Origin of the sequence: Sorangium sp. So ce836, from assembly GCF_028553905.1 — a bacterium.
In the GTDB taxonomy this organism is placed as follows: Bacteria; Myxococcota_A; Polyangia; order Polyangiales; family Polyangiaceae; genus Sorangium; species Sorangium cellulosum_D.
Genome location: NZ_CP102233.1, coordinates 1,043,179 through 1,069,862, shown reverse-complemented (window position 1 = coordinate 1,069,862; position 26,684 = coordinate 1,043,179). Strand labels below are relative to the sequence as shown.

Annotated in this window: 22 protein-coding genes; 15 read left to right on the top strand and 7 right to left on the bottom strand. The window is 70.1% G+C overall.

Annotation, left to right across the window (positions count from 1 at the left end; translation table 11 throughout):
• Positions 1 to 163 precede the first annotated feature (163 nt).
• Complete coding sequence (locus NQZ70_RS04045) at positions 164 to 1,588, top strand: chloride channel protein (protein ID WP_129573033.1); 1,425 nt, start codon at positions 164 to 166, stop codon at positions 1,586 to 1,588.
• A 22-nt stretch (positions 1,589 to 1,610) separates the two neighbouring features.
• On the opposite strand, the gene NQZ70_RS04040 is transcribed toward NQZ70_RS04045, so the two are convergent.
• Both NQZ70_RS04040 and NQZ70_RS04035 read right to left on the bottom strand, forming a co-directional pair.
• A complete protein-coding gene (locus tag NQZ70_RS04040) occupies positions 1,611 to 2,207 on the bottom strand; it encodes a hypothetical protein (RefSeq protein WP_129573032.1) in 597 nt (198 codons plus the stop codon).
• A 321-nt stretch (positions 2,208 to 2,528) separates the two neighbouring features.
• Positions 2,529 to 2,684 (bottom strand): hypothetical protein, encoded by a 156-nt coding sequence (locus tag NQZ70_RS04035; protein ID WP_165373775.1) that lies wholly within the window; start codon positions 2,682 to 2,684, stop codon positions 2,529 to 2,531.
• 171 nt (positions 2,685 to 2,855) lie between these two features.
• Between NQZ70_RS04035 and NQZ70_RS04030 the strand changes: the two genes are divergently transcribed.
• The 7 genes from NQZ70_RS04030 (at position 2,856) to NQZ70_RS04000 (ending at position 6,675) form a co-directional block, all read left to right on the top strand.
• Positions 2,856 to 3,125, top strand: a complete 270-nt coding sequence (locus NQZ70_RS04030) for a hypothetical protein (RefSeq protein ID WP_129573031.1) — start codon at positions 2,856 to 2,858, stop codon at positions 3,123 to 3,125.
• An 8-nt stretch (positions 3,126 to 3,133) separates the two neighbouring features.
• Positions 3,134 to 3,439, top strand: coding sequence for a DUF6922 domain-containing protein (locus NQZ70_RS04025; RefSeq protein WP_020732751.1), 306 nt, complete (start codon positions 3,134 to 3,136; stop codon positions 3,437 to 3,439).
• A complete protein-coding gene (locus NQZ70_RS04020; RefSeq protein WP_129573030.1) occupies positions 3,385 to 3,666 on the top strand; it encodes a nucleotidyl transferase AbiEii/AbiGii toxin family protein in 282 nt (93 codons plus the stop codon). Before NQZ70_RS04025 ends, NQZ70_RS04020 begins: the two co-directional genes overlap by 55 nt.
• On the top strand, positions 3,639 to 4,031 hold the full coding sequence (locus tag NQZ70_RS04015) for a nucleotidyl transferase AbiEii/AbiGii toxin family protein (protein WP_129573029.1): 393 nt from the start codon (positions 3,639 to 3,641) through the stop codon (positions 4,029 to 4,031). Before NQZ70_RS04020 ends, NQZ70_RS04015 begins: the two co-directional genes overlap by 28 nt.
• Before the next feature lie 876 nt (positions 4,032 to 4,907).
• Positions 4,908 to 5,195, top strand: coding sequence for a helix-turn-helix domain-containing protein (locus tag NQZ70_RS04010; RefSeq protein WP_129573028.1), 288 nt, complete (start codon positions 4,908 to 4,910; stop codon positions 5,193 to 5,195).
• 488 nt (positions 5,196 to 5,683) lie between these two features.
• Complete coding sequence (locus tag NQZ70_RS04005; protein ID WP_165373773.1) at positions 5,684 to 5,860, top strand: hypothetical protein; 177 nt, start codon at positions 5,684 to 5,686, stop codon at positions 5,858 to 5,860.
• A 110-nt stretch (positions 5,861 to 5,970) separates the two neighbouring features.
• Positions 5,971 to 6,675 (top strand): DUF6968 family protein, encoded by a 705-nt coding sequence (locus tag NQZ70_RS04000; RefSeq protein ID WP_129573027.1) that lies wholly within the window; start codon positions 5,971 to 5,973, stop codon positions 6,673 to 6,675.
• A 105-nt stretch (positions 6,676 to 6,780) separates the two neighbouring features.
• Here NQZ70_RS04000 and NQZ70_RS03995 read toward each other — a convergent pair whose 3' ends face one another.
• Genes NQZ70_RS03995 through NQZ70_RS03985 form a run of 3 tightly spaced genes read right to left on the bottom strand, consistent with a single transcriptional unit; the run spans position 6,781 to position 10,096 of the window.
• Positions 6,781 to 7,836, bottom strand: a complete 1,056-nt coding sequence (locus NQZ70_RS03995; RefSeq protein WP_129573026.1) for a hypothetical protein — start codon at positions 7,834 to 7,836, stop codon at positions 6,781 to 6,783.
• Positions 7,833 to 8,942, bottom strand: a complete 1,110-nt coding sequence (locus tag NQZ70_RS03990) for a hypothetical protein (protein WP_129573025.1) — start codon at positions 8,940 to 8,942, stop codon at positions 7,833 to 7,835. Before NQZ70_RS03990 ends, NQZ70_RS03995 begins: the two co-directional genes overlap by 4 nt.
• Before the next feature lie 29 nt (positions 8,943 to 8,971).
• Complete coding sequence (locus tag NQZ70_RS03985) at positions 8,972 to 10,096, bottom strand: hypothetical protein (RefSeq protein ID WP_207217736.1); 1,125 nt, start codon at positions 10,094 to 10,096, stop codon at positions 8,972 to 8,974.
• Positions 10,097 to 10,346: 250 nt separating this feature from the next.
• On the opposite strand from NQZ70_RS03985, the gene NQZ70_RS03980 reads away from it, so the two are divergent.
• The 7 genes from NQZ70_RS03980 (at position 10,347) to NQZ70_RS03950 (ending at position 18,884) form a co-directional block, all read left to right on the top strand.
• Positions 10,347 to 11,522 carry an RNA polymerase sigma factor gene (locus tag NQZ70_RS03980; RefSeq protein WP_129573024.1) on the top strand — a complete coding sequence of 392 codons (1,176 nt, stop codon included), beginning with the start codon at positions 10,347 to 10,349 and terminating at the stop codon, positions 11,520 to 11,522.
• A 173-nt stretch (positions 11,523 to 11,695) separates the two neighbouring features.
• Positions 11,696 to 12,295 (top strand): RNA polymerase sigma factor, encoded by a 600-nt coding sequence (locus tag NQZ70_RS03975; protein ID WP_129573023.1) that lies wholly within the window; start codon positions 11,696 to 11,698, stop codon positions 12,293 to 12,295.
• A gap of 449 nt (positions 12,296 to 12,744) precedes the next feature.
• Positions 12,745 to 13,941, top strand: coding sequence for a hypothetical protein (locus NQZ70_RS03970; RefSeq protein WP_237245003.1), 1,197 nt, complete (start codon positions 12,745 to 12,747; stop codon positions 13,939 to 13,941).
• Between the two features lie 36 nt (positions 13,942 to 13,977).
• Positions 13,978 to 14,571, top strand: coding sequence for an RNA polymerase sigma factor (locus NQZ70_RS03965; protein WP_129573022.1), 594 nt, complete (start codon positions 13,978 to 13,980; stop codon positions 14,569 to 14,571).
• Positions 14,564 to 15,556 (top strand): hypothetical protein, encoded by a 993-nt coding sequence (locus tag NQZ70_RS03960; RefSeq protein WP_129573021.1) that lies wholly within the window; start codon positions 14,564 to 14,566, stop codon positions 15,554 to 15,556. Before NQZ70_RS03965 ends, NQZ70_RS03960 begins: the two co-directional genes overlap by 8 nt.
• Positions 15,557 to 15,575: 19 nt before the next feature.
• Positions 15,576 to 17,270 carry a DUF1592 domain-containing protein gene (locus NQZ70_RS03955; protein ID WP_129573020.1) on the top strand — a complete coding sequence of 565 codons (1,695 nt, stop codon included), beginning with the start codon at positions 15,576 to 15,578 and terminating at the stop codon, positions 17,268 to 17,270.
• Positions 17,271 to 17,285: 15 nt separating this feature from the next.
• Positions 17,286 to 18,884 carry a DUF1552 domain-containing protein gene (locus tag NQZ70_RS03950; protein WP_129573019.1) on the top strand — a complete coding sequence of 533 codons (1,599 nt, stop codon included), beginning with the start codon at positions 17,286 to 17,288 and terminating at the stop codon, positions 18,882 to 18,884.
• A 134-nt stretch (positions 18,885 to 19,018) separates the two neighbouring features.
• On the opposite strand, the gene NQZ70_RS03945 is transcribed toward NQZ70_RS03950, so the two are convergent.
• On the bottom strand, positions 19,019 to 23,617 hold the full coding sequence (locus NQZ70_RS03945; RefSeq protein ID WP_129573018.1) for an AAA family ATPase: 4,599 nt from the start codon (positions 23,615 to 23,617) through the stop codon (positions 19,019 to 19,021).
• Positions 23,618 to 23,811: 194 nt separating this feature from the next.
• Positions 23,812 to 26,619, bottom strand: a complete 2,808-nt coding sequence (locus NQZ70_RS03940; RefSeq protein ID WP_129573017.1) for a hypothetical protein — start codon at positions 26,617 to 26,619, stop codon at positions 23,812 to 23,814.
• Positions 26,620 to 26,684: the final 65 nt, after the last annotated feature.

Genomic DNA, 26,684 nt, shown 5'->3' with positions numbered 1-26,684 from the left:
TCGCCCGCACCTGGCGGCAGTCGGCCACGCCCGCCGTTTCGATGTCTCGACGGAAATGGCATCTCAAGAACCGGACCAGCCCCGGCTGCATTCCGCACGCCCCCTGCGGGACGCCGCCCGCGCGGGCAAGGAGGGCAGACGCCCCGGGTGGTAGTGTCCCCGGGTGGTACCTCCAGCCTCGCCCGACGCCCCGGCGGCCCCGGCCCACGGCAAGGCCGCCGCGCCGCGTGCGGCGCCCGCGGCGCGGTGGAGCGCGAGCGTCCGCTTCGGGCTCGGCGTCCTGCTCGTCGCCACGGCCGCGGCGGCCTTCGCGGCCGCGTTCCGCTCGGCGCTCGCGCTCGCGCTCCACCGCGCCGCGGGCACGTCGGACGTCGTGTCGGCGATGCTCGCGGCGCCGCGCTGGGCGCGGCTCGCCTTGCCGGCCGCGGGCGGCCTCCTCGCCGGCCTGCTGGGGATGCTCGTGGCGCGGGCGCCCGCGGGGCACGGCGTCGGCGACGTCATGGAGGCCGTGGTCCTCGGGCGCGTCCGCCTGTCCATGCGCGTCACCCTGCTCAAGTCCGCCGCGTCGTGGCTGGCGATCGCGACCGGCGGATCGATCGGCCGCGAGGGGCCGCTCATCCAGTTCGGAGGAGCGGCCGGCAAGCTCGTCAGCGACCGCCTGGGCCTGCCGATCGACCGGGCGCGGCTGCTCATCGCCGCGGGGACCGCCGCCGGGTTCGCGGCGGCCTACAACACCCCGTTCGCCGCGGTGCTGTTCGTGCTGGAGGTCGTCACGGGCGTGGTCGTGCTCGACGCGATCGTTCCCGCCCTCATCGCGACGGTGGTCGCCGCGGCGATCACGCGCTCGGTCCTCGGCGAGGACCCCATCTATGGCCAGCGCACGTTCCACCTCCGGTCGCCGGCCGAGCTGCTCGCCTTCGCCGGGCTCGGGATCTCCGCGGCGCTGGGCGCCCAGGGGTTCATGCGGCTGCTGTCGTTCGGCGAGCGCCAGTTCCGGCGGCCCTGGCTCGGGCTGCCCTGGCGCCCGGCCGTGGGGGGCGCGCTGGCGGGCGCGGTCGTCGCGTTCCTCCCGGAGGTCGCCGGCAACGGCTACGAGCCGCTCAACGCGGTGCTCGACGGGCGGTTCTCGGTCGGCTTCGTGGCGCTGCTGTTGCTCGGCAAGTGCTTCGCCACGACGGCGTCCGTGTCGTCCGGGAGCCCGGGCGGCGTCTTCACGCCGACCCTCCTGCTCGGCGGAGGCGCCGGCGTCCTCTACGCCTGGGCGCTCTCCCACGCCGGCGTGCCCCTCGGCGAGGCCGGGGGGTACGCGCTGGTCGGGATGGCGGCCGCGACGGCGGCGACCACCCACGCCCCGCTCATGGCCGCGGTGATGGTCTTCGAGCTCTCCGGCGACTACGCCATCGTCCTTCCGCTCGTGCTCGCCACCGCGATCGCGGCGCTCGTGTCCCGTCGGCTCCGCCGCGAGTCCATCTACACCGCGGAGCTCCGACAGCGAGGGATCGGCTGGAAGATGACGATGGAAGGGCGGCGCATGGTGGAGCACGCCGCGGCGCCGCGCGACGGCGCGCGCCGGGGAGGGGGTCGCTAGCGAGTGCTCGGCGGGTTCGAGGCTACGCGTCGTCTGCGACGGCGATCGCGCTCGGGGCCGGCGCCGGCTTGCGGCTCTTCTTCGCCGCGGCCGCGGTGGCGGCGTTCCTGCGCATGAAATCGATGACCGGCGCCAGCACGTCCATCACCTTCCGATCGGTCTGCGCGTGCGTCTTGGCGATCCGGTAGGCCGCGTAGAGCGCCTCGCGGAACTTGATGGCGGTGTAGAGCGTCGAGTCGCCGAGCTCCCCTCCGATCGGCGCGAGGCTCTCCGCGAGCTTGCTGAAGAGCAGGTGCTTCTCGATGCGGTCCCGGAGCAGCGCGGTCTCGAAGCGGTTCGGGTCCATCCCTTCGTCCTGATCCGCGAGCGACTCGAACAGGGCGGGCTTCATGTTCACCACGTCGAGCACCTTGTTCAGCATCGCGTGCTCGCCGTCGCGCAGCCGCGGCGCGGTCTGCCGCTGCTCCTTCGTCAGCGTCACGAGCCCCGGGAAGAGGCTGTCGAGCCGCTCGCCGAGCTCGGCGGCCAGGGCCTTGGCCTTCTCGGCGCGCGCCCGGAACTCCTCGATCGGCATGTCTTCCCACGTGGTCCAATTCGAATCCTTCTTCTTCGAGGGCATTGGTTCTCCTCCCGTGCTGCGGTTGCGAGCGGGTACCGTAAGGTGGCATATCTGGGCCCGCAAGCATGGCAGACCACCGGAGCACGAACTCCACGCCAGGACGAGAGCGGAGATGGCTCTGCTGACGGCAGCATCGGCCGCAGCCGCAGCTCAACCGCAGGAGGAGCAGGGTCACTGCAACTCTTTACCATCGACGGTGCGCTCGGCTCCGGCAGCGCTCCAGGGTCTCTCCGCGCTCGTTCACGAGCCGTGAGCGCACGGAAGAGGCCTGAGCTGAGTCCTTCGTGAGGAGCGTGCTGGCCCCTCCAGAGCCGTTCCTGCCTATGCCACGGTCGCCCTGAGCCGCTCCACGGTCGCCCTGAGCCGCTCCACGGTCGCCCTGAACCGCTCCACGGTCGCCCTGAACCGCTCCACGGTCGCCCTGAACCGCTCCACGGTCGCCCTGAACCGCTCCACGGTCGCCCTGAACCGCTCCACGGTCGCCCTGAACCGCTTCGCTCAGCCCATTTTCGCCCCGCACCCCCGGTGGACCCCCGGCTCGCAGCCCCGAGCGCTGCTCGACGGGGGCCCGCCCCGCAATCGCCTCGGCACGCTCATGCAGCGCCGCTCCGAAGACCACCGCTGCCGCGGTCGCTCGGTCGCGCCGCTGTGCGAAGGCGGGGAAGCGTTTTTTCGCCGGACCTGCCCATCGCCTCGCCCTTCTTCGGGGCCGTCCAGGTCGAGGATTTCCAGCTCGTTCCGCTCCTCAAGGCGCTGCAGATGCCCCGGGTCTCGCTGCTCCTCGCCGACGACGTCGGTCTCGGAAAGACCGTGGAAGCCTGGCTCGTGCTCGCGACACCAGACAGAGGCCGGCGGATCCAGCAGTCCGCCCGAAGGCCGAGCGGCAGGGGCTTCCTCACGAATCTCCAGGTGCGGTAGACTCGGGCATGGCGAAGGTGCCGGAGAAGTTCCGCTGGGTGTTCTGGGACGTCGACGCCAAGGCACTCGATACGGCGACGGGCCGGAACTACATCATCCCGCGCGTGCTTGAGTTCGGCCGGCTGGAAGAGGTGCGCTGGCTCATCAGGACATACGGGATGAACGGAATTCACCGTTTTTTGCGGGAGGTCGGGCACCCCGAATTGAGCGCGCGGACGCTCGGGTTCTGGCGGGCGGTGCTGAAGGCGGAGGGTGAGGCGTGGGCAAGTTCACCGGATTGGCGAAGGAACAAAGCCGCGCCCTGGGTCGACTGAAGATCGTCCCAGGGATCGAGCGGTTCTACCTGGCCGGGGGGACGGCCGTCGCAGTGCATTTACGCCACCGTCGCTCGCTGGACCTCGACTTGTTCAGCGTGTCCGCAGACATCGATCTGACGATGCTGGCCCAGGCGGTTCGGGCTGTGGTGCCCGATATGCAGGTGATCAGCACGACCGACGCGGCGTTGCGGTACGGGTGGGCGACGTCCCAGTGGATATCGTAAGGTACCCTTACGGGCTGCTCGATGCGCCAGAGCCCGGCCCGGAAGCGTTCCCCGTAGCAGGGGTGCGGGACCTGGCCGCGATGAAGCTTGCCGCGATCGCGCGACGTGGGTTGCGCCGCGACTTCTGGGACCTCCACGCGCTCGCCGAGGGTGGGCTGCCGCTGCGGGAGGCTGCGGCGGCGTATGTGGCGAAGTTCGGTGTGTCGGAAGCGGATCTGTATCATGTGCTGCGATCGCTGACATATTTCGAGGACGCGGAGAAGGATCCCGTGTATCCGCGAGGATTGACCGCGACGAGGTGGGAGCGGATAAGGAGGTTCTTCCTGGCGGAAGCGCCCGGGTTGCTGACGGAAGAGGAGGAGTGACCATGGTGACCACCGACCGCCTCACCGGGCGAAGCATGCATCTTCGAGCCCCCTGGACGCTGCTCGAAGATGACCGGCTCTCCCGCTTGTGAAGCCCCCGGGGCAGGACGCGGATCGGCGTGCGAGGAGGTGCGCCGCGAAAGGCGCCTTGCCACGCCGGCGCGGGTCCACTGACATGGCGCGGAGCTCCGCGCAGCCCACGGCCGAGGCCTCGATGGCTTGGGCGCGAGCGAACGGGATGCCGGCGGAACGACAACTACGGCGGAGGCGACGACAACTACGCGAGAAGCAAGCGCGCGAGGAAGCGGCGGAAGCAGGACGGGAAGCACCAACTACGGCGGAGGTGACGACAACTACGCGAAGGGGATCCAGGGGGGCGGAGCGGAAGGGCGAGATGAAGGACCTGGCTGCAACCGGCAAAAATAGTTGTCGCTGACCGGCAAGAGTAGTAGTTGACGTCGATTAGGCGCCTGCCGGCCGCTTGGCCGCTGCCCTGGACCGCCGCGTTGCTGCCCTGAACCGCCGCGTTGCTGCCCTGAACCGCCGCGTTGCTGCCCTGAACCGCCGCGTCGCTGCCCCGAACCGCCATGCACCCCCGGTGCCCCCCACCTCGGCGCCGCGAGGGATTCGCGAGAGAGATAAAGTATGGGCACCTGAGGGAATGCTCCTCGGGGAGGACGCTTCCGCCGGTGCTGCGCCAGAGGTACCTCGCCTTGCGCCCCCATTTTTCCGTCAAGGACGTTGCGTTCGATAGGCGCAGCGACCGCGGTGGGCACGGAGCCCCATGCACGGGATCGATGAGCACCGAGAAGATCGCCCCTCTGCTCCAGGAACGCGGTATTAGTTTGCGCGCGTAGGCATGGCGGCGGAGGACGTGTGCGGAACCGTGAGATCCTGAGCCGGCAGTTCCGTGTGGTGCTGGAGCTGCACCGGCACCCACAAGGATTGAGCTCAGAAAAGCTGGCACTGCGTCTCGGCGTCAGTCGAGCGACGATCAACCGTGATCTGGAGCTCTTGCGTCAGCGGATTGGTCTCGCCATCGAGCGAGTTCGGCGCACAGGGGAGATCTGGCATCGGCTGCGTGAGCTGCCGCTTTCGTCCGTCGCGGCAACGCCGGTCCTTCCTGACTACCCTGTCCGTGAGCTCGACGCCGCTTCGCGGTGAACCGATGCCGCGCCCAGCGGCCTTCCGCTTCCAACGGACGCGGCACCAGTACCTCACTGACAGACGCTCATGGGTTCCACGTGGACGAACCGCTGCGCAACCATGAGCGTCATACGACGCCACTTATGAACCATCGATAGCGCACTATAGAGCACGCTGAGGTTCCGACGCTCGCCGCAGGAGGACACATGAACATCGCTGGCTCCATCACGCCCGCATTCATCGCTTTATGCGCCGGTTGCATGGTGAGCCCAGCCGAGCATACTGACCATGAATCGTCGCGACGGGACACTCAGGAGACCAACGACACCGGTTCGCCTCCCGCTCCGCCCCCAACGCTTGCGTCGATGGAGATCGCTGCTCAAGCGAATCACGAGCCCGCTTCGCGAGGCACCTGCGAGGACGCGTGCGAGCTGTACCATCGTCATTGGAGCCAGCTATGCAGCCGTATCCCAAGAGCCGCTCGACGACAGTGCCACGCTGAATCCATGGAAGGATACGGACTCTGCCAGAAGAACTGTCGCGACGGGTGCGACGCTGCCGGCTCGGCCCTGTACGACAGATGGGAGCTGTACTGCGACGAGCGCTGCCCGTGGCACTACAAAGGCGAATGCAACCTGCGCAACAGGCTGGGACGAGTCGTGTTTCGCCGCGTGTGCGGCTGAGCACCGCGCGCGGGGTTCGGCACGATCGGATGCGCTAGCGCCCCTCGCCTGAGCCCGAGCGGGCGCACCTCCCGCTTGACCGGGCGCCAGGAGCGTGTATCGGACGACACATGAACAAGATCCTCGGAGAGCGGAAGCTGGTCTTCAAGCCTTCCGACCGCTCACCGCCTCGGACGGTGGTCGCCCGGTTCGGCCATCCAGAACCAGGAAGCAACGGCATTTGGTGTGTGGACGTCGAAGTGGAGGAAACAGGGAAAGACGGTACAGCGAACCGAGCCCACGGCATGGACCAGGCTCAGGCCATCTTGCACGCATTCCTGCTCCTCGATGCCCAGATCGAGGCCATGGCGGAGGGCGGATCCATCGAGCTATCCGAAAGCAACGCGCCCGTAGAGCGAGCGTCTCCAGAGGAGCCGGAAACCTGGCGCTTCGCGCCGCGAATCGCGTCAGAATATGATTCCAGCCTCGGCAGCGAGATGATGCTCGCGAAGGTGGACGTCCTCGGCGAGCGAGAGCTGACGCTGACGGGGAAGGATGGCACCGAGGAAAGCGTGATCGTACGCCTCGGGCACCCATACATGTCCAGAGGGTACTGGCGCGCTCCGTGCGAAATCATCGGCCCGAAAGGCGCGGTGCAGCGTCGCTTCGGAACGGGAGAAGACTCGATTCAAGCGCTGACGCACCTGCTCTATCTCATCCCGATCCTTCTGGACAGCCTCGCGGAAGGTGGGGATTTTCATACGCGGGAAGGCGCGGCAGGCCACTGGTTCCCGCGGATCCCGATCGAGGAACAACCGGACACAGCATCAAAATGAGGCACAGCCCCGCCTACGGCAGCGCCGGCTTGCCGAGATCGATCACGAGCTCGTTCGTCTTGCGCCGTTCCAAGCGCTTTCGCTGCGGAGCTGGACCCCTCCGCGTCACGCGGGCGGCCCGCAGCAGAAGGTCGCCACGCCTCCCGGCCTGAGCTCGCCCTCCTGCTCGCCGCCTCTGGGTTCGCAGACAGGGATGCTCTCGACGGTCAACGTCGCGCTGACGCTCCGCGGGAAAACGCCGGGCGGCAGGTCGAAACATTGACCGTTGCCGCGGGCATCGGTGCTGGGAATCGGCTGCGAGCACTGCTCGTCGGCGTAGAAGGTGAGCGTTCGCGTCCCGCTCCGGTCGCCATCGGCGTCATAATCGCACTCGGTGCACCCCTCCACACCGGAGTGGGCCCGCACGAGCTCGGGGTGGCTGCGAGGACACGCCTGGAGCTCGTCCTCACCGAAATACTGAAGGCACTCGCGGAAGCCTGGCGCCGGCACCGGGATACATTCGGAGCCAATCTTCGCGCAGTACTGATCCATGGGCCAGGTGCGCTCACACACCCGAACGATTTTCCCCCAGAGAGCGTCCACATCCTCCAGGGAGAGCGACGTGTCGCAGTCCCAGAGTCCATACTCCGCGGTGCCCCAGCCGAGGTCGACGTCGTCCGGCGCCGGCACCACGTCCGTCCTCTGGGACACGCAGCTGCCGTCCCAGTGAGGCGGCAGGACGAACTCGCTGACGGTGGGGGCTTCGATGACCACGTCCTCGGTACAGTTGTCGCCCTTCACGAGCTCGACCCTTTCGTATCGCCTCCCCCTCCGCGGCTCGGCCACACATCGGGGACAGCGATCGAGGGACTTCGGCTCTTGATAGTAATCCCGGAAATGATTGTAGTTGGACGCTTCACAGTCCGGCGCGTCGCGCGGGCTCCCCACCCAGGCGACGCGGACGCGCCGGTTCTCGAAGCCGTCGACGGAGTAGCTGCCGTCCCACACGGGCTCGGCGCAACGCCAGGGACAGGTGCCGGCATGGGGATCGGGGCAGTCGATGCCAGGGCACGGGCCGAAGTTGCACGACGCCCCGAGCAGCGCCGCCCCGGCGCCGAGCGCGAGGAGCGCCGCCCCCATCGATGTCGTCCGAATCCACGTCGTCCCGATCGCGCGCGTCATGTTCCCTCCGGCAAGCAACAGGCGATCACCTTTTTGCTCAAGCTCAGCTCGCCCACGAGCTCCCGGCCGCTCGGCGCGCAGCTCCCCGGCGCGTTGACCCGCCATTCCGCGCGCACGCTCCCGAGCGTCGAGCCGGGCTCGGCGTCGTGACAGACGCCGTTGCCGGCGACGACGGCGGCGGCGACGAGATCGCGGCACGCGCCGTCCTCGAACGTCGACACGAGCGCCTCGCACGTGCTCGGCGCGGTCTCGGTACACGAGCACGGCGTGCACGCGCGGCGGTCCTCGACCTCGCGCCAGAACGTGAACTGCTCCGAGAAGTGGAGGCCCGCGCTCTTCTCGCTGGAGGGACATCCGACGTCCTTGTCGTCCTCCGAGAGGAGACACCGGCGCCAGCCCGGGCTGACCTCCTCCGCGCCGAGGACACAGACCTGCGCAACGCCCGGGCACATGTCGCCCCGCAACGCGTTGCAGGTGACCACGACCTGCCCTCCCGCGGGCGCATCGCCGTCGCGCGGCACCGGGGACGTCACGACCTCGCAAGAGCGCGCGGTGACGGGCGCGATCCGAAACGAGCCGAACGCCTCGGCCCCGACCGCGCCGGGCGCGACGCACGCGCCATCCCAGCCGGCCGGTGTGTCGAACGGGGTCAACGTCTCGCCAGGGCTGTCGTCGCACATCCAGCCGGAGCTCACCGTGAGGCCGGCCGGGAGGACGCACGCGGGCGCGGAGCACGCGCACGGGCCGCACCCCGGATGCGCTCCCGGCGCGACGAACAGCTCGCTGTACAACGGCGGAGTCATGTTCTTGCGGTCCTCCTCGTTCCAGCGTGGGTTCGACACCACGGCCTCGTCGCACCGGAGGTCCTCGAGGCCTGAGGTCACCCGCACCAGGTACACACCCTGCTCGAAGCCGGAGAGCTTCATGGGGACACAGCTCCCCTCGCAGCCCCCGTTGCTGGTGCCGTCCTCGTTCATGACGTCGCACGCCAGGAGCTCGTGGCAGTCGTAGCCGTCCACGGTCCCGCAGCCGCTCGCCATCGCGACCGCCGCGCCGCCCACGCTCGCCAGCGCCGCCAGGACCTGCCCGGCCTCCCATCGTCTCATCGCCGCTTCTCCTCTTTCACGCCGGGTCCTCACCACGCCCCGTCGATCCGGACGCCGCCGCCGTGCGCGGTCGCGCGCGGCACCACGCGGACGCCGCCGTGGTCCGGCGCGGGCGCCCACCAGAACGACGACAGCGCCGCCGCGCCGATCACGCCGCTCGCCACGAGGCTCGCGACCGCGACGAGACCCAGGGCATCGCGGGCCTCGAGCGCGTCGCGGAGATGGGGGCACCGCGCGTCGGTGATCCCTTTCTTCGGGCTGCACCCGTTCTCCCCGCTCACGCTGCGAATCTGCTCGCGCAACGTCGCGGCCTCGCCGTCCTTGACCGCCCACGCGAGCGCGAACCCCGCGCCGACCACGACGCCCGCCGACGCGAGCGCGAGCCCCCCGATCCGGATCGCCGGTCCGACCGCCGTCCCCTCGCCCGCAGGCCGCATCGCCGCCGGCCCCGGCGCGGACGCCGCGGCAGGCGGTGCCGCCGCCGGCCGCGGCGCCGGCGGCTTCGGCTTCTCCTTCAAGGCCAGGCCGATCGCCGGCGTGTCCCCGCGCTGCGCCTCGAAGCGCCCCACGCCGTCCTCGTGGCCTGCGAGCGTCGCCCGCGCCTCGTGGCTGCCGGGCTCGACATAGACCACGTACGTGGCGAGCCCCTGGCCGACGCGCCGGCCGTCGATGAACACCTCCGCCTCGGGCTTGCCCACCACGACCGCGACCGCGGCGACCTCCTGCGCGGCCCGCCGGAGCCCTTGCTGGACCCGAGCCTTCCTGTCGGGCGCGAGCGCGTCCTCCGCCTCGAGCGCCCGGCGCAGGTGCTCCGCGGCGTCCCGGTAGCGGCGCAACGAGAGCTCCGCCAGCCCGAGCTCGCCGGCCCAGCGAGGGTCGCCGGTGGACGCCCAGGCGATTCGGTACGCCGCCGCGGCCTCTTCCCATCGCCCGGCGCGCCGCGCCTGCTCCGCGCGGCGGAGCGTCTCTGCGGTCGCCTCGGGCGAGAGCCCCGCGGGCGAAGCCGTCGTAGGCGAGGTTCCTGACGGCGCGACCGCCGAGGGCGCATCCCCCACCCCCGAGCCAGCCGATTGCGGCCCCTCGGCCAGCGCACCGCGGCTGTAGCCTGCGGCGACCAACAGCACCGCAAGCCCCGCGCACCTCGCCAAGCGCATGGGCGCCGAGTCTATTCAGCCCGCTGTTCGCCCGCAAGCACGCGCCGTAGGCGCCGAACGAGCAAGTGCTCGGATGAGAAATGAAACGACGTCCGCGTAAAGCATCATGTTCCGGCGTGCCCTCACGCTTCGCCACGTCGGCTCATCGCCGGCCTGAGGTCCGGAATCCAATGACAGCGCAACACCGCCAGCTCGGGAAGCGCGAACGATTTCGAGCGCCATCGGGTAACCGGCGGATAATGGATCGGGCATGGATGCAAAGGATCCGCGCGGCGCGCCCACCGGTGCGCCGCCGCCCACCTGGGAGACCATCGTCCGCGAGCACCTCGGCTACCTGCGCGGCTGCGTGGCGTCGGAGCGGATCCCGGCGGCCGACAGGGAGGATGTGCTGCAGGAGGTGCTGCACGGCATCTCGCGAGCCCTCGCCACGTTCGATCCGGCCCGGGGCGAGCTGCGCGCCTGGTTGAAGGCCATCGTCCACAACCATGCATCCGTGTACCGGCGCCGCGCCTACCGGCGGCGCGAGGCGCCGTGGCCGGACGAGCCGCTGGAGGTCGCCGACGACGCGCCGAGCTCCGAGGAGCGCCAGATGGAGCGCGAGCGGCGGCAGCTCCTGTCGAAGCTGCTCCTCGAGCTGCCGCCGGAGCGGCGCGAGGCGGTGATCGCCCACGAGCTCGACGAAGCGGGCATCGGCCATGTCGCGGAGCTGCTCTCGATACCCGCCACCACCGCGAAGAGCCGAGTCCGCCATGGGCGCGAGGAGCTCAAGGCGGCGGCGCGCCGCTGGCAGGCGCGCCATCACCGCCGCCTCGCCGCCCTGCTGCCGATGCGCGCGGCAGGTTGCTCGGGGGAGCGCTCGCGGCGCGCGGCGTCGCGGGAGCACCCGCTGCATCGCATCGGGCGCGCGCTCCGCCATGCGATGTCCGGCGCGAGGGCACCGCGGCCACGAACGGTCGCCGTCACCTGCGCCTCGCTCGCGGTGGGCGCTTTGGGCGTCGTCCTGACAGCAGGGCTCCTGCTGGTCGGACACGGCGGCGCTCTTCCCGGAGGCGCGGCATCGCCGGCCCCCTCCATCGCCGCGCATCCTCACGCGGCTTCGACAGCCACGCCGGCAGGAGGAGTCAGCGAGCACGCGTATTTGGTGGTGAACGACAAAACGCCGTCGCGAGGAGCGATGTCTTCCTCGAGGACCAGCGACAGCGCGTCAGGTCCTCCGGGCCCCCTGCCCCGCCAGCCGCAGCGCCGGCCCGGCGCGCAGGACGACGACCTGCGCCAGAGAATGGCCGCCGCAGCCCGCGCCATCGGGCACGACGCGCTGGCGCGTGCGCTGCTGGAGCAGCCCCGCCACGAGCTGCCGGGCGTCGCTGCCGCGCCCGGCCGCGACAAATCCCTGGCTTCCTCGACGCCCACGGCGCGCGTCCGCTGAAGAAGAGCGCCTCCGCGACGACGGATCACGACTGCCGGCGCCCCAAATCCTCGACGTGGGTCGACTCGACCGACGAGCCGCAATGTCGGCTCGCGCGCACGGGCGGCGCACGGCCGCCGCGGGCGAGATGGCTTTCAGGGCTTCTCTACAAACGCCGCTTGGCGAGATCCGGTATGCCGACTCGACGCCGCACGACAACCGCTGTCCACGACCGCAGCACGCCCCGGCGACGCTCTCCATCGATCGCAAAGCACCCCGCGCTCCGCATTCCCGTAGAGCGCATCCTCGCCGAGCGCCGCTGGGTCGCCGCGCTCGTCCTCTCTTTCGGTGTATCGCCCCGCGACCGCGAGGATGTGGCGCAGGCCGCGATCCTGGCCGCGTGGATCGCCGTCGAGGAGGGCAGATACTGCCCGGACGCGTCCGTCGACCCGCGGCGAGCGCTCCTCGGCTGGCTCTACGGCATCGTCTGGCGCAAGGTGGGACACCACCGCAAGCGCGCCTGGGTCCGCCGGGAAATCCCGGTGGCGGATCCGTGGAGCGTCCGGCCGGAGCCGCCGCGCGACGACGAGCTTCTCCTCGATGCGCGCGAGCGCCTCCTCGCCGTGCGCATCGCGATATCCTGGCTGCCGCAGCGCGACCAGCAGATGCTCGCCCGCTGCGCGGTCGGCCACGGTATCCGCGACATCGCACGCGCGCTCGGCATGCCCAGCTCGACGGCGGTGCGGCAACTCCACCGGGCTCGCAGGAAGCTTCGGTGGTTGCTCCGCCGATAAGGCCCAATGACCGCGATACCGATTTGCGCCAACACACATGTCCAGCTGCGCGGCCACGGTCGGCAGACGCTGGGACCAGCTGGGGTCGAGCCGTCGGCCGTCACGACCTCGTAGCCTGCCTACCGCTCTGGCGTCGCCTCATCTCCCTGCGCCAGTCGACCGACCAGCGCATGGAGATGGGGGGCGCTCAACCTTATCTTCTCGTGCAGCGCCACATGACTGACGCTGGGTCCGCCGCTCTCGGCTACCACGGCCACGGTTTGCCGCAGCCCGAGGTCGGTTCCGGCGTGCAGTAAGATGAGCCTCAGCCAATCCCTGGAGGAGGTGTTCTTGGCGTTCGCCGTAGTGCATCTCCAGTACCTTGTGCTCCTTCGCCAATTCCTCATCGTCGGGCAGTTCCGCCTCGATGGTCCGCCCGGGCGGCGCGGTTCGGTGTAACCTGCGCCGCCGTGCGATCGTTCGAGACTGCCGTGCTGCCCCCGCGCTGGCTCGCGGCCGTCGCCGTGCTCGCTGGCGTCCTGACCGGGGCCGACGCGCGGGCGGAGGTACAGCCCCTTCGCGTCGCGTACGAGGCGCACGAGGGCTGTCCCAGCGCCGAGGCGTTCCTGCGCGAGGTGACCGCGCGCACGGAGCTCGCCCGTGATGCCGCGCCGGACGAGGCGGCGCTCGAGGTGCGCGTGCACATCACCTCGGCCGAGGGCGAAAGCCGCGGCCGAATCACGGTCGGCACGGAGGAGGACGCGCGCGTCCGCGAGGTCGGCGGCGCCACGTGCGCGGACGTCGTCGCGGCCCTGGCGCTCATCACGGCCCTCTGGGTCGACCCCACCGCATCCCTCGATCCGCAGCGGCCGACCGCGAAGCCGCGCTCGTCCGAAGATCCGGACCCCGCCGGGGCCGCGCGCGCCGCCGCGGGTCCCACCGGGGCTGCGCCACCGGCCGGGGCTCTCGTCCCCCCCGGCGGCCAGGCGCCGGAACCGGCGAGCCCGCCGCGCGCGGGGCCGCCGCAAGCCGCGTCCCTGGCCCCAACCGCCCCGGTCGCGCGCCCCGCGACCGCGCCGCCCCGCCCGCCGTCACCGGCCGCCGGTACATTGCGCTCCCCGCAGCGGCCGCTGCCCTTGGAGCGCCGGTGGACGCTCGGCATCCAGGCGAGCGCGGCGTCCGGGGTCGCGCCCGAGGCCCTCCTCGGCGGCGGGCCCTTCGTCGAGCTGCGCGCCGATCTGGGCCTCCGCGCGTCATTTCGCGTCGCAGCCGAGGTGGCCGCCACCGGCGCCATCGATGTCGGGCCGGGCGGCGCCCGCTTCACCCGCTGGATCGCTCGGCTCGACACCTGCGCGGACGTCCTCCGACCGGCGCGCTGGCTCTCGCTCGGGTCCTGCGTGGGCGCGGAGGGCGGCTTCCTCCACAGCAGTGGGCTGGTCGGCGACACGATCACCGAGGTGAAGGACGCCACGGTACCGTGGGCCAGCCTCGGGCTCCTCGCGCGCATGACCGCCTCGCTCGGCGCCCTCGTGCGCGTCGACGTGCACGGTGGACCGCAATTTCCGCTGGTACAGCGCTCGTTTATGTTCGAGAGGCCCGCGCTGGTCATTCACGAGGTGCCCGCGGTCACGTGGGCGCTCCACGTCGGCGCCGGCCTCTCGTTTTGATGATCAGGCGGTCGCGAGCCGGAGATTGCTCGAGGTGTGAGCCGTGGTGAAGCGCTGACCCTGATGGAGCTCCCCGCCGCTGTTCCCCCCGAGAGCCGGGCGGCGGCGGGGCGCCTCGCCGCGCTCGTGGCGGAGCACTCGGCCTTCGTGTGGCGCTCGCTGGTGCGGCTCGGCGTGCCGCGCGCCGACGCGGAGGACGCGGTGCAGCAGGTCTTCCTCGTTGTGGCCCGGAAGCTCGGGGACATCGAATACGGCCGGGAGTCGGCGTTCCTGTTCAGCACGGCGCTGCGGATCGCCTCGCGCGCGCGGAGGACGCAGCAGCGGCGCCGGGAGGTCCTCGAGGACGAGCCCCTCGAGCGCGTCGATCCGGCGCCGGATCCCGAGGAGATGATGGATCGCGCGCGCGCCCGCGCGACGCTCGACGCCATCCTCGACACCATGCCGCTCGACCTGCGCGCGGTCTTCGTGCTGTTCGAGCTGGAGCAGCTGACGACGGCGACCATCGCCGCGATGCTCGAGCTCCCGGCGGGCACGGTCGCCTCCCGCCTCCGCCGCGCGCGCGAGCACTTCCAGGCCGCCGTGAGGCGGCTCGAGGCGCGAGCCCATTTCCGAGGTGAGTGCAATGAGTGATCCTGAGCGCCTCCTGGACCAGAAGGGGAGTGATCTGCAAACGGCGCTCCTCCGCGCGGCGCTCGACGAGAGCGTGCCGAGCGGCCTGACCCGGCGCACGCTCGTCGCGCTCGGCGTCGCCGCCGCCGCGGCGAGCGCGGGCGGCGCGGCCGCGGCGAGCGCGGGCGGCGCGGCCGCGGCGAGCGCGGGCGGCGCGGCCGCGGCGAGCGCGGGCGGCGCGGCCGCGAGCACGGGTGGGGCGGCCATGAGCGGGGCGGCCACGGGTGGGGCGGCCGCGGCGGCGAGCGGCGCGGCGGTGAGCGGCGCGGCGGTGGGCGCGGCCGCCGGGGGTGGGATCTTGAGCGCGTTCGGGATCGGCGTGCTCGCGGGGGTCCTCACGCTTGGGGTCGTGGAATGGACGGGCGTCGTCAGCGTCTCGGCGCCGGAGAGGCACGCTCAGGAGGCGCCCAGCGCGCCGGCAGCGTTCAGTGCTCCGCCCGCCCGCCGCGCCGCAGAGGCGGAGGCGAGGCGAGTCCCGGAGGAGCGCGCGGACGAGGGGCCGCCTCCAGCGGAGGGGTCGCTCACAGCGGAAGGGCCGATTGCAGCGGATGAGGGGCCGCCTCTGGCCGCGCCTGCCGCCCCGGCACCCGCCGCCCCCGCGGCGAACAGCCCGCGCGCGCCCGAGAAGCGCGCGCCGACGCTGGCCTCCGAGCTCGCGTTGCTCGACACCGCGCGGCGCGCGCTGCGGCGGGGGGATCCGGCGGCCGCGCTCGCGCTGCTGGATCGCCATGCGCGCGAGTTCGCCGGCGCTCAGCTCACCGACGAGGCCGCCGTGATCCGCGTCGAAGCGCTGGCGAGCCAGGGGGATCGCGCGGGCGCCCATGCGGCGGCGCGGCGCTTCCTCGAAGCGCACCCGGGCAGCCCTCACGCAAAGCGTATCGAATCGGCCGCCGGGATCGACGCGCGCGACGAATTCGTGATCCCGGGGAACAGACTCGGAGATTGATACCGCAGGAGGCTTTGTCATGAGGCTCTTGGATGACGTATCTTTACTCTGCTGCGCCTCGGTGCTCTCGCTCTTCGTCTCTGGGTGCGGGATCACGATTCTGGGCAATGGCAATGACGATGACAATGCCGGCGGCGGTGGCAACGGCGCCGCCTCCGGTGTCGAGGGGAGCTCGGGCGTCGGGGGGAGCTCAGGTGTCTGCATCCACGACATCCTGGCGACGTCCCAGATCCCACGCCTGTTGAACCGAGAGTACGACGCGGTGGTGCAGGATCTGCTCGGCGTGACGATCTTGGCGAGCGCCGACAACCGCCCGCCGTCTGAGGTCCTCGTTTCCGACTTCGAGGGCAGCCTGACGGATCTCGCGTGGAACAGATACCTCGTGGTAGCCGAATCTATTGCCGCCGAACTGATGGCCGGGCCGAACAAGTCCAAGTTCATTGCCTGCGATCCGGCGGCGCCAGGGTGCCTCGAGGCGACGATTCGCGCCTTTGGTCGCAAGGCCTTTCGTCGTCCTCTGATAGAAGAGGAGGTGCAGAGCTTCATGCGGCTCACCACGCTGGAGCCCCCGGGCACGCCCGAAGAGGTTGCTGAGGCCATCCTCATCGCCTTCCTCGCTTCGCCCTCGTTCATCATGCTCCCCGAGCTGGCGCAGGAGCGAGAAGGAGACGCTATCAAGCTCTCCAGCCACGAAGTGGCGGCGAGGCTCTCGTTCCTGCTCTGGGATTCCGTTCCGGATGACATCCTGAACGCCGCGGCTGATGCTGGTCAGCTCACCACCAAGGCGCAGATCTTGGCGCAGGCGCGGCGGATGATTCAGAACCGCCAAAAGACGGCGCGGGTCGTGGTCGCCTTCCATCGTGATTTGGCGGAGATTCGCGCAGGTTCGCTTTGGGGGACCCGCGATCACGACGGGACCAAGTACCCCGACTATTCCCCGGACGCGGCTCCCCTCATGGTGGCAGAGATGGACGCCTTCTTCGAGGAGGTGGCGTTCGCGGCGGGGTCGCTCAAGGACCTCTTCCTGAGCAACATCGGTTTCGTCAACAAGGACACCGCTCCGCTCTATGGGCTCAATCCCGCGAGCTACGGTACGCAGCTGACGCGGGTGGAGCTCGACCCGAGCGAGCGGCCGGGGTTCTTGACCCGCGTTGGGTTCTTGAGCTCCTACTCGTCCTACGCCAGTACGAACCCGATCCTCCGGGGCGCGTTCATCACGAGGCTACTCGGGATCGACCTGCCGCCAGAGCCCTTTATGGATACATCGTCGGTCCCTCCGAACGACTACACCACGAACCGTCAGGTCGTCGAGGCTTTGACCTCCACGGCGGCGTGCTCCGCGTGTCACGTGCCTTTTACCAATCCGCCGGGCTTCGTGCTCGAGCGGTACGACGCGGTTGGTAAGGCGCAGACGACCGATCCGCTCGGCGGTGCCATCGACGGGACCGCCGACGTCTACTTTAGCGCTGACAACACCAAGACGATCACGACACCCATCGAGCTGATGACCGAGCTCGGCACTGGTCCGGGCGTCAGGCACCACTATGCCGAGCGGTGGGTCTCCTTTGCCACTCGACGGTCGCCGAACTCGAGCGACGCCTGCGTCGTCGATGAGCTCAGCATCAAGCTGTCTGACGACGGCTATACCATTCTCGATCTGCTCGCCGATCTTACCCAAGCAGATTCTTTCCGTCTGCGAGTCGTCGGAGACTGAGAAGGGAATACGAACATGACGAAGAATCTGACCCGAAGAATATTCCTCCGAGGCCTGGGCGGAGCTGTCGTCGCTGCGCCTTTCTTGGGCTCCGTCGCGGAGCGTACCGCGAAGGCGCAGTCGGGCGGCGCAGAAGGTCCGAAGCGGCTGATCGTGTTCTTTACGCACAACGGCTGCATTACGAATCGATGGTTCCCGAAGAAGGCCCATGGCACCTTGACCGGCGCCGATTACGAGGCGACGACGCTCAAGCACCTCGCCCCCTTTGCGCCCAAGCTCCTGGTGCCCCGCGGCATCCGAGCGATGAACGAGTGGAGCTTGGAGCGGACCTACGGCCAGAACAACGATCCCCACACTCAGGTCATCGGATCGTATTTCACCTGCCACCCGGTGACGCCCGAGAGCGACAAGCTCAACGCCAAGCCAACCGGCCGCTCGCTCGATCACTTCTGTGCGGAGCAGGTCAACCCCAATGGCGCGCCTCCCCTCGTGATGTCCATGGGCCAGAAACGGCAAGACACCAGATCGAATATCTCGTACTCCGCGCCCGGAGAGATATTCGGGGGCGTCAGGTCGCCGATCGAGGTCTTCAACGACCTGACGAACCTCTTCGGTCAGGGCCCCGTATCGCCGGATTCGTACAAGGTGGCCCGCGGAAAGAGCATCGTCGACATCGTGCGAGACGACCTGGCGAGGCTCCAGAGGGTCGACATGAGCCAGTCGGACAAGAGAAAGCTCTCTGACTGGGTGGATCTCCTCCACCAGACATCGGGCACGGTCAGGGCCGAATGCTCCGCAGGGATCGCGGCGGCGCTCGGTTTGACGCCCGAATCCGTGCAGGCGGCGGAAGGTGACGGCTCAAGCTTCGACGTGCCGAAGCGCACGAAGGTCATTCTGGACCTCGCGGTGCTTTCGGCCATCTGCGACCAGAACCGCGTCATCTTCATGAAGTTCCCCCCGGCCGTCGTCTTCAAGTGGGACGGCATCGTTCATGGCAGAGATTCCGATGGCCTCTCCCACCGCACTGGCACCCAATCGATCGAAGGGGATTGCGCGCTTGGCGTGCTCGAAATGCTTCGAGAAATCGACGACTGGTACGCGAAGAAATTCGCATACCTCGTCGGTCGGCTCGACAGTATCGAGGAGGGCGACGTGAAGCTCCTCGACAACACCGCGACCGTCTGGTTCCAGGAATGTTCGGACGGCGCCGCCCGCAACCTCAACAACCTTCCGATCCTCCAGGCCGGGAGCTGTGGAGGCTACTTCAAGGTGGGTCAGGCCGTGAACGTGGACGGCGGCAGCGCCGACCTGACCCGCGGCAACAGCGAGGGTGCTTGCAAGTGGCTGGACGGCCCGTCTGTGCTCAGGTACAACGAGCTGCATAACCTGGGGACTCCGCCGACCGTCGCCTCGCAGCCGATCAACAAGTACTTCTGCAACTTGATGAACGCCATCGGGGTGAAGGCCGGTCCGGACGGCTTCCCGGCGATAGGTGGCACGCGAGAGGTGACTCGCTTCGGCAAGCACGACGACACCAAGCTCTTTGCCGACGTGAATAACCCACCGGACATCAAGGATCCGGGAGAATTCACGGCTCTTCGCGCGAGCAGCTAGTCGTTGCTTGCTCCCCGCAGGCGACGCCGCGCTCTCCGCCGCGTCGTGCTGCCCGGAGGCTGGCGTTGATGGAGTGACGGCCGTGACCTCGCGGAGACGCCGCGTCAGCTGTCGCCGCTCGGCCTTGCTCGTGATCAGGGCGAGCTCTTCGACGCCCGCATGCAGACCTGGAGCGCCTGCCGGAGGTTCCCGAGCGTCTTGATGCGCGTGAGATCCACGCCGGCCGACACGATGGTCTGAGCCACCTCGGCCCGGAGCCCGACCACCATGCCTCGGGCGCCCAGCAGCTCGACCGCGCGGATCACCGAGAGCACATGGTGCGCCGTGACCGTGTCGACGACCTCGACGCCCGTGAGATCCAGGATCGCGAACCTGCATTGCTTGCGCGTGATCGTCGTGAGCAGCACATCCATGATCTGCGTCGCGCGCTGGCCGTCGATGGCCCCGAAGATCGGCATCGTCACGACGCCGTCCCACACCTCGATGATCGGCGTCGACAGCGCCCGTATCGCGTCCTCCTGGCGCAACACGATCTGCAGCTGCTCGCGCAGCTCGTCCTCCACCCGCTTCCGCTCGCCGTTCTCGCGGGCGAGCCCCTCGTACAGGAGGGCGTTCTCCACGGAGATGGCCGCCTGCTTCGCCACGAGATCCAGCAGCGCCAGCCGATCCGCCTTGAACGCGCCGCTCGTGAGATCGTTCTCCAGGTACAGGATGCCCGTCAGCGCCTTCTGCCTCGTGATCGGCACGCAGCACGCCGACTTGGTCCGGCGGCGCGCGACGTACTCGTCGGTCGCGTAATGGCCGCCTTCGGACGCGTCGTCCAGGATCACGTGCTCTCCCGTCCGCTTCACGTAGCTGACGATGGACATCGGCACGCAGCCCGCGGGCAGCGTGCCCCCCTCCGCGAGGCGGTGGATCTCCACCGGCTGCTCGGCGCAGGCGCTCGCGAGCAGCGTGAACTGGCCATCCTGGACGAGGAGCAGGCGGCAGCGCTCCGCGGCCGCGTGCTCGATGACGACGCGGAGCAGGTTCGAGAGGAGCTTGTCGAGGACGATCTCGCTGGAGATGGCCTGAAGCGCCCTGACGACGGCGAGCGTGTCCAGCTGCCGGCTGCGGTCGCCGGCGGGGCGCCGGAGCGCGTCGATGACCGCCTGGTCGATGACCGCCTGACGGAGCTCCGGGTACCGCTGCTCGAGCCGGTCGACGAGGAGCGCCGCGCCCCAGCGGGCGTAACACGCCCGCGCCACGCCGAGATACCCGAGCCCCGCGGTCGTGGCCCCGCGGGCCATGTAAAAGCGCGCGGCGATCTCCGCGCAGACGCCCTCGTCGTGCACGAAGCCGCCCTCCCGGGCCGCGCCGATGGCGCGCTCGTAAAGCCCCATCGCGTCGAGCGGGCGGTCCTCGAGCCTGGCGATCTCGGCCTGGATCAGCGCATGTTTGTGCGAGAAGTTCTCGGGGCAGTTCTCCGCGAACCCGCGGAGGCGCGCCTCGTGCATCGCGAGGGCCTCGCGCCTTTTCCGAGGGTCTTCGGGATCGGCGGGGCTCGCCGCGAGGGTGAGGGCGGCATAGCAGTGATAATCCGGCACCAGGATCTGGAGCACGCTCGCCCAGTACATCTCCTGCGCCGCCGCCGCGGCCCGGGAAGCCTCGTCCAGCTCGCCGACGAGGAAGCGGGCCTGGAGCCGCGCCACGTGATACCAGAGCGCCGCCAGCGGCGAGCTCCCGTCGGCGAGCCGCTCCGTGAACTCCGCCTCGTCGAAGCCGTCGCCGCTGAACGTCAGCGGGCCGCTCGTCTGGCCCATCATGTTCTTGATGAAGCGCTGCAAGACGACGAGGCAGCGCTCGGCCATGGCGAAGCTCGCCGCCCGGACCGTCTCCATCCGCGCCTCGCTCGCGCGATAGAGCTCCTCCAGCGGCTCCCCTCGCGCGAGGCCGTGCGTGATCGTGCCGAGGGCGAGGAAGGCCGAGAAGATGAGGTTTCCGGACTCGATCGCCGCGCCGAGGCCCCTCCGGATGACCTCGAGGCTCACCGGCAAGGGGCGCACCCAGGGCGAGATCATGACCCCGTGGAGATCCGCCGCGACGCCCAGGAAATAGATCGATCCGCGGTCCTCGGCGAGGCGGTAGGCGAGCTCGCTGAAGCGAGCCGCATTCTTGTAGTCGCCGAACCGCTGCACGAGCGACATCCCGAAGCCGCCATACGCGAGCGCCGACGCGTCGGCATTGCCGCGGGTCATGCTGAGGTGCACCATCCAGCTGGCCGTCAGGTGCGCGACGTTCTCGTCCATGAACCAGGTCGCGACGTAGGTCACGGCCAGCGTGCTCATCACCGCCTGGCTCTCCGCGTCGGCCATCGGCGGCAGCTCGATCAGCGACGCGACGGGGCGATCCCCGAGCGCGCGCCACACCCTGTCGAACGCGGCCTGGACGTCGGCGTCGCTCGGGCGCTCGGGCACGCCCACGCCGAGGGCGCTCAGGCACTCGAGGATGCAAGGCATCGTGTCGGGGCTGAACCGGCTCGTGCGGATCTCGATCTTCACCCGATAGACCGGCGCCCTGTGCAGGAGCGTCTTCGCGTGCGAGAGGAGCAGGGCGCAGAGCCGCTCCGCCTCGTCGAGATCGCCGTTCTGCTGCGCGCACTCGGCGCGCTCGAGGTGCAGGGCGAACGCGAGCTCGTGCTGCGTCTCCCAGCAATCCTCGGCGAGCATGGCGCTCCCGGCAGCGAGGTAGTCTGCGGCCGGCCGGTAGGCCGCGGACGACTTGGCCCTTCGCCCGGCGTCGAGGTTCAGCGCGGCGACCCGCGCCCGCTCGCCCCGCTCGCGGATCAGGGCCGCGCCCAGGTTCATCTGGCTGGCGACGGCGAAGATGCTCTGTCCGGGCGCCTCCGCCGCGAGGAGGAGCCGCCCGATGCGGAGGTGCTCCGCCGCGCGCGTCTCCTCGGGGATCAGCGCGTAGGCCGCCTGCCTCACCCGATCGTGCACGAACGCGCACGTGCGCTGTCCGAGCGTCACGAGTTCCTCCCGGGCCGCCTCCCGGAGGTGCTCCCGGAGCGCCTCCTCCGGCGTGCCGGCGAGCAGCGCCAGCGTGGCGATCTCGAAATCGTCGCCGAGGCACGCGCCGAGCCGCAGCGCTGCCCGCGCCTCGTCCGACAGCCGCTCGAGCGCGCTCGCCGACAGGTCCGAGGCGCCGCCGAGCTGCCCCATCGCGTCGATCTCGGCGAGATCCCACCGCCACGCGCCCTCGCCGCCGTCGAACCGCACGAGCCCGCGCTTGTGCAGCGCGGTGAGCGCCTGCGCCGAGAGGAACGGGTTGCCGCCCGACGCGAGGTGCACGCGCTCGGCGAGGGGCTCGGCGGCCTCGGGAGCGCAGGAGAGCGTGGCAGCCACCAGCTCGCGCACGTCGGCGGCGGCGAGCGGCCCCAGGGGGACGCGGCGCACCGGCGCGCCCGCGGCGGTCAGCTCGTCCACGACGGCGGTCAGGGGGTGCGCGCGGCCGACCTCGCCATCGCGGTAGGCTCCGAGGATGAGCAGAGGGCGCGACGGCGCCGGATCGAGCAGGCGCCGCAGCAGCCGGAGGCTGGCGGCGTCCGCCCACTGGAGGTCGTCCAGGAACAGGACGAACGGGTGATCGGGGGCGGCGAAGACGCCGACGAACTGCTGGAACGCCCTGACGAAGCGGTTCTCCGCCTCGCTCATCGGCAGCCGCTCCACGGGCGGCTGCGGCCCGAGGATGAGCTCGACCCGGGGGATGACGTCGATGATGAGCTGACCGTGCCGGCCGAGCGCCTCGAGCAAGCGCGCCCTCCACGCGTCGAGGCGAGCCTCGCTCTCGGTCAGGAGGCGGCGGACGAGCTCTCCGAACGCCTGCGTGAACGTGGAATACGGGATACCGCGCTTGTACTGATCGAACTTGCCCGAGGCGAACGCCCCGTGGGCCCTCACGACGTGGTGGAGCAGCTCGCGCACGAGCGACGATTTGCCGATCCCCGAGGGGCCGGTGACCAGCGCGAGCGCCGGCGTGCCCGTCGAGACGACCTGCTCGAACGCGCCGGTGAGCGCGGCGATCTCGCGATCTCGCCCGATGAGGGTCCTCGAGATCTGGAACCGATCCGGCGTGTCCCGAGCGCCGAGCGCGAACGGCGCGACGTCGCCCGCCTCGCGCAGGGCGGCGGCGCACCGCTCGAGATCGTGCGCGAGCCCGCGCGCCGTCCGGTAACGCTCGTCGGGCATCTTGGCCAGGAGCTTCAAGACGATCTCGGACACGAGAGGAGGTGTCGCCGGCGCCACCTCGGTGAGCGGGCGTGGCCGCCGGGCGACGTGGCAATGGGTCCACTCGAGCAGGTCGCTGGCCTGAAAAGGCGGTGCGCCCGAGATCATCTCGTAGAAGATGGCCCCCAGCGAATACAGGTCGGCGCGATGATCGATCGGTCGGTTGATCCGCCCCGTGATCTCGGGCGATATGTACGGAAATAGCTCCGGCTGAGCGAGCACGTACGCCACGAGCTGCTCTCGGTCGTGAGCGCCGGCCGGAGGGGCGACGATGCGGAGCGGATCGCCGCTCTCCCCGACGAGCAGGCTGCGAGGCGACAGCCGGCCATGGATCGCGCCGTCCTTGTGCAGCTCCGCGAGCGACAGGGAGAGGCGCACCGCCGCGGCGAGGAAGCGCGGCATGTCCATCGGTGCGGCCAGCAAGGTGCCGGCAGCGAGGGCTTGCGAGTCCAGGAACGGCTGCATGGCGAGACTCTCCAGATGAGTCTGCCTTCTATCGCAGGAAGGCCGTCGGTGGCCACGCTTACGTCACGGCCGGGGTCGATCTCGGTCGCATCGAGGTGCGCGCAGCGATTGAGGGAATGGGCCGGAGCCTCCGGAAGCGCGGGTGACGGGCCGGCAGGAGGCGACGGGCGACGATGTGCGCGCCCGCGCGCGGGTCAGGGCGTGTCCGAGGGATCGGCGGGATCGCTGCCGGCGTCTTCTTCGTCGCCGTCGAGAAAGCCGTCGAGGTCGCGGTCGATCCCCGCGCGCTCTCCGGAGCCGGGCGGCACGCAGGTATACGTCAGCTCGCGGCCGGTCACGACGGCCAGGTACCGGAGCAGCGGCTCGCTGAGCGGCGGGGCGGCGCTGCGGTTCGCGGAGAAGTAGCCGCCGCCCAGGTAATGATAGCCGAGCGATCGGCCGAGCAAGCTTGTCCTCGCGACGAGGTCGCACTCGCCGGCGTCGGCGCGCGCGCGCAGCAGGTGGATGCGGGGCGCCGCGGTATGCGCGTTGTGGCGGGTCAGCGTGATCTGCTGGCCCACGATGGGCGCCATGTTGGTCGGGAACGCGAGGATGAGCGACTCGAGCCCGCGGCGGAGCGCGTCGCCCTGAGGCGTGACCGGGATGCCCGTCGGGTTCTCGGCGAACGGCGTCACGAATTGATCCGAGAAATCCGAGACCCGGAGGAACCTGAAGATCGTATCGAACGTCCCGTCGTGGATATAGCCGAACCCCCGCACCTGGTCTCCCATGAACGGGAAATCGTCGAAGGTGTTCGAGAGCGGGAGCTCCGCGCCGAACATCCCCACCTTCTGGTAAGCGTTGCGCAGGTGCGGGATCTTGAGCACCATCGGCTGGAACTCGAAGGTGGTGAACGCCGTCGTGCCGAAGAACCCCGGGGCGTCGGACTCCGGGTTTGCGGCGGGGTCCACGGCGTGGCAATCGCCGCACCGCTCGGTGATATCGACGACGACGTTGTTGAAGAAATCCTCGGCTTGCTGCTGGGCGGGGGTCAGCGAGTTGTCGAGGTTCCGGACGGGGTTCGGCGGGTAGGTCACCTTGAGGATGAAATCGGTGAAGGCCTCCATATCGGCCTCCGGGATGAGCTCGTGCCGCCCGAGCAGGTCCGTGAAGGAGGGCCGGAACTTCTTGAAGGCCGCGCGCTCGTCGAACGTGCCGGTGTCGGGCTGCGCAGAGGGCGCGTCGGGGGTGCCGCCCGTCCGATCGCCGCGCCAGTGCATGGGCCCGTGGTTGGCCATGCCGCGCAGGCTCTGCGTCGTCATGGGGCCCTTCATGGGGTGGAATTCGGTCGGCATCGGCTCGCCGGTGAAGAGGTTCGTGATGTTTCCGAACGGACCCGGGTTCGGCTCCACGGGGGCGTCCGGGTTGCCGAGGTCCCACGCCAGGCTGTCGAAATCGCCGAAGATATGGCAGCTCGCGCACGACGAGTCGCCGTGGCTCGAGGAGAACGCCGCGTCGTAGAGGAAACGCCGGCCGTTCACGATGGCGGGGGGCTCGGGGGTGAACATCGTGACGTGCGCCACCTCCTTGCGCTTCCGGGTGTCGACGATCGAGATGCCGTTGTCGAACCGCGTCATCACGTAGAGCTGGCGCCGCGCGGGGTCGAGCACGAGCCCCGTCGGGCCGCCGCCGGTCACCGGGATATGGCTCTTCGGGTCGGGGACGAACGTGTCGCCCTCGAGCTCCTCCGTGCTGAAGACGCCGACCTTGCTCGAGCCCAGCGCCGCCACATAGAGCGTCTCGCCGTCGGGGGAGACGGCCATGCCCGTGGGCTGGGCGAGGCTCTTCGCGCTCTCCGCGTTGGGCGCCGGCGCGCAGCAGCTCGCGTAATCGATGTGCTTGTTCAGGTGCCGCGGCGCGACCGAGCCGCCCCCGAGGACGGTGATCCGGCTCTCGTGGAGGTGCCCGCGCAGGCTGCTGCCGGCGAAGATGCCGGGCCCCTCGAAGCGCTGCAGGTTGAGCGCCTCGGTGTTCGAGACGTAGATCTTCCCGTTGACGGGGTTCACCGCCATGTTGAACAGGATGGTGCCGACGCCGGTGAAGAAGCCGGCGGGGCCGCTGACCTGCCTGGGCGGGCTCGCCATCGCGTCGATCGCGAACACGTCCTTGTCGGGCAGCGAGAGCTTGATGACGTGGTCCCAGTCGCGCCCGGCCTCGTCCTTCCAGTGGGCGCCGTCGTGCTGGACGATGAGGGAGACCTCCGGCGCCTGGAAGCCTTGCGCGTTCGTCGCCGGGCCGAGCGTCCCGCCGGGCCCGAAGCCGTCGGGGATGACCTGCTCGTTGACGGTGGTCGTCCGGTTGCCGGAATGGAAGCCCGCCGCATAGACGCGCTTGCCGTCCGGCGTCACGGCGAGCGCCCTGGGGGTGTCGGTGAACAGGGTGACGATGGTGAGCGGGTCGCCGCCGAGCGACGCGCCGAGGTGGTTCGCGTCGAAGACCCAGACGTCGGCGCGGCCGATGCCGGGCGTCGTGAACTGCGGGTCGAAGGGGACGTTCTGGCCGCGATGCGCGGTCGTGATGAAGGCGCGGCGCCGCCCCGGCCCGGCAAAGACGATATCGCGCGGCTCGTCGCCGACCAGCAGGGTGCGCACCACGCGCCCGCCGGTGCCCCCGGGGTCGAGCTCGACGACGCTCACGCTGTCGGACAGGTGATTGACGACCCACACCTCGTCATTGGTCCGGGCGGCGACCGCGACCGGCTCGACGCCCACCGGGATCGACGCGCGATGGGAGAGGCCGCCCTGGTTGGCCCGGAAGACCTCGAGGCGGCCGTCGGGCGTGTTGAGCGCGAGGAGCAGCTTGCCGTCGGGCGACATGGCGAGGGGGCGGACCTGGCCGCTCTCGAAGAGGGTGTACGACGGCGCGCCCCGCGCGAGATCGCTCGTCGCGAGCGTGCCCAGGGACGCGGCCGCAGCGACGGCGAGGCGCGCATGGAAGCGCGCGAGCTTGACGTTCGATTGCATGATTCCTCCCTCCCGTTCGTGTGATCCGGGGTGATGGCGGACGACGCTTTCAGGCTAACAGCATC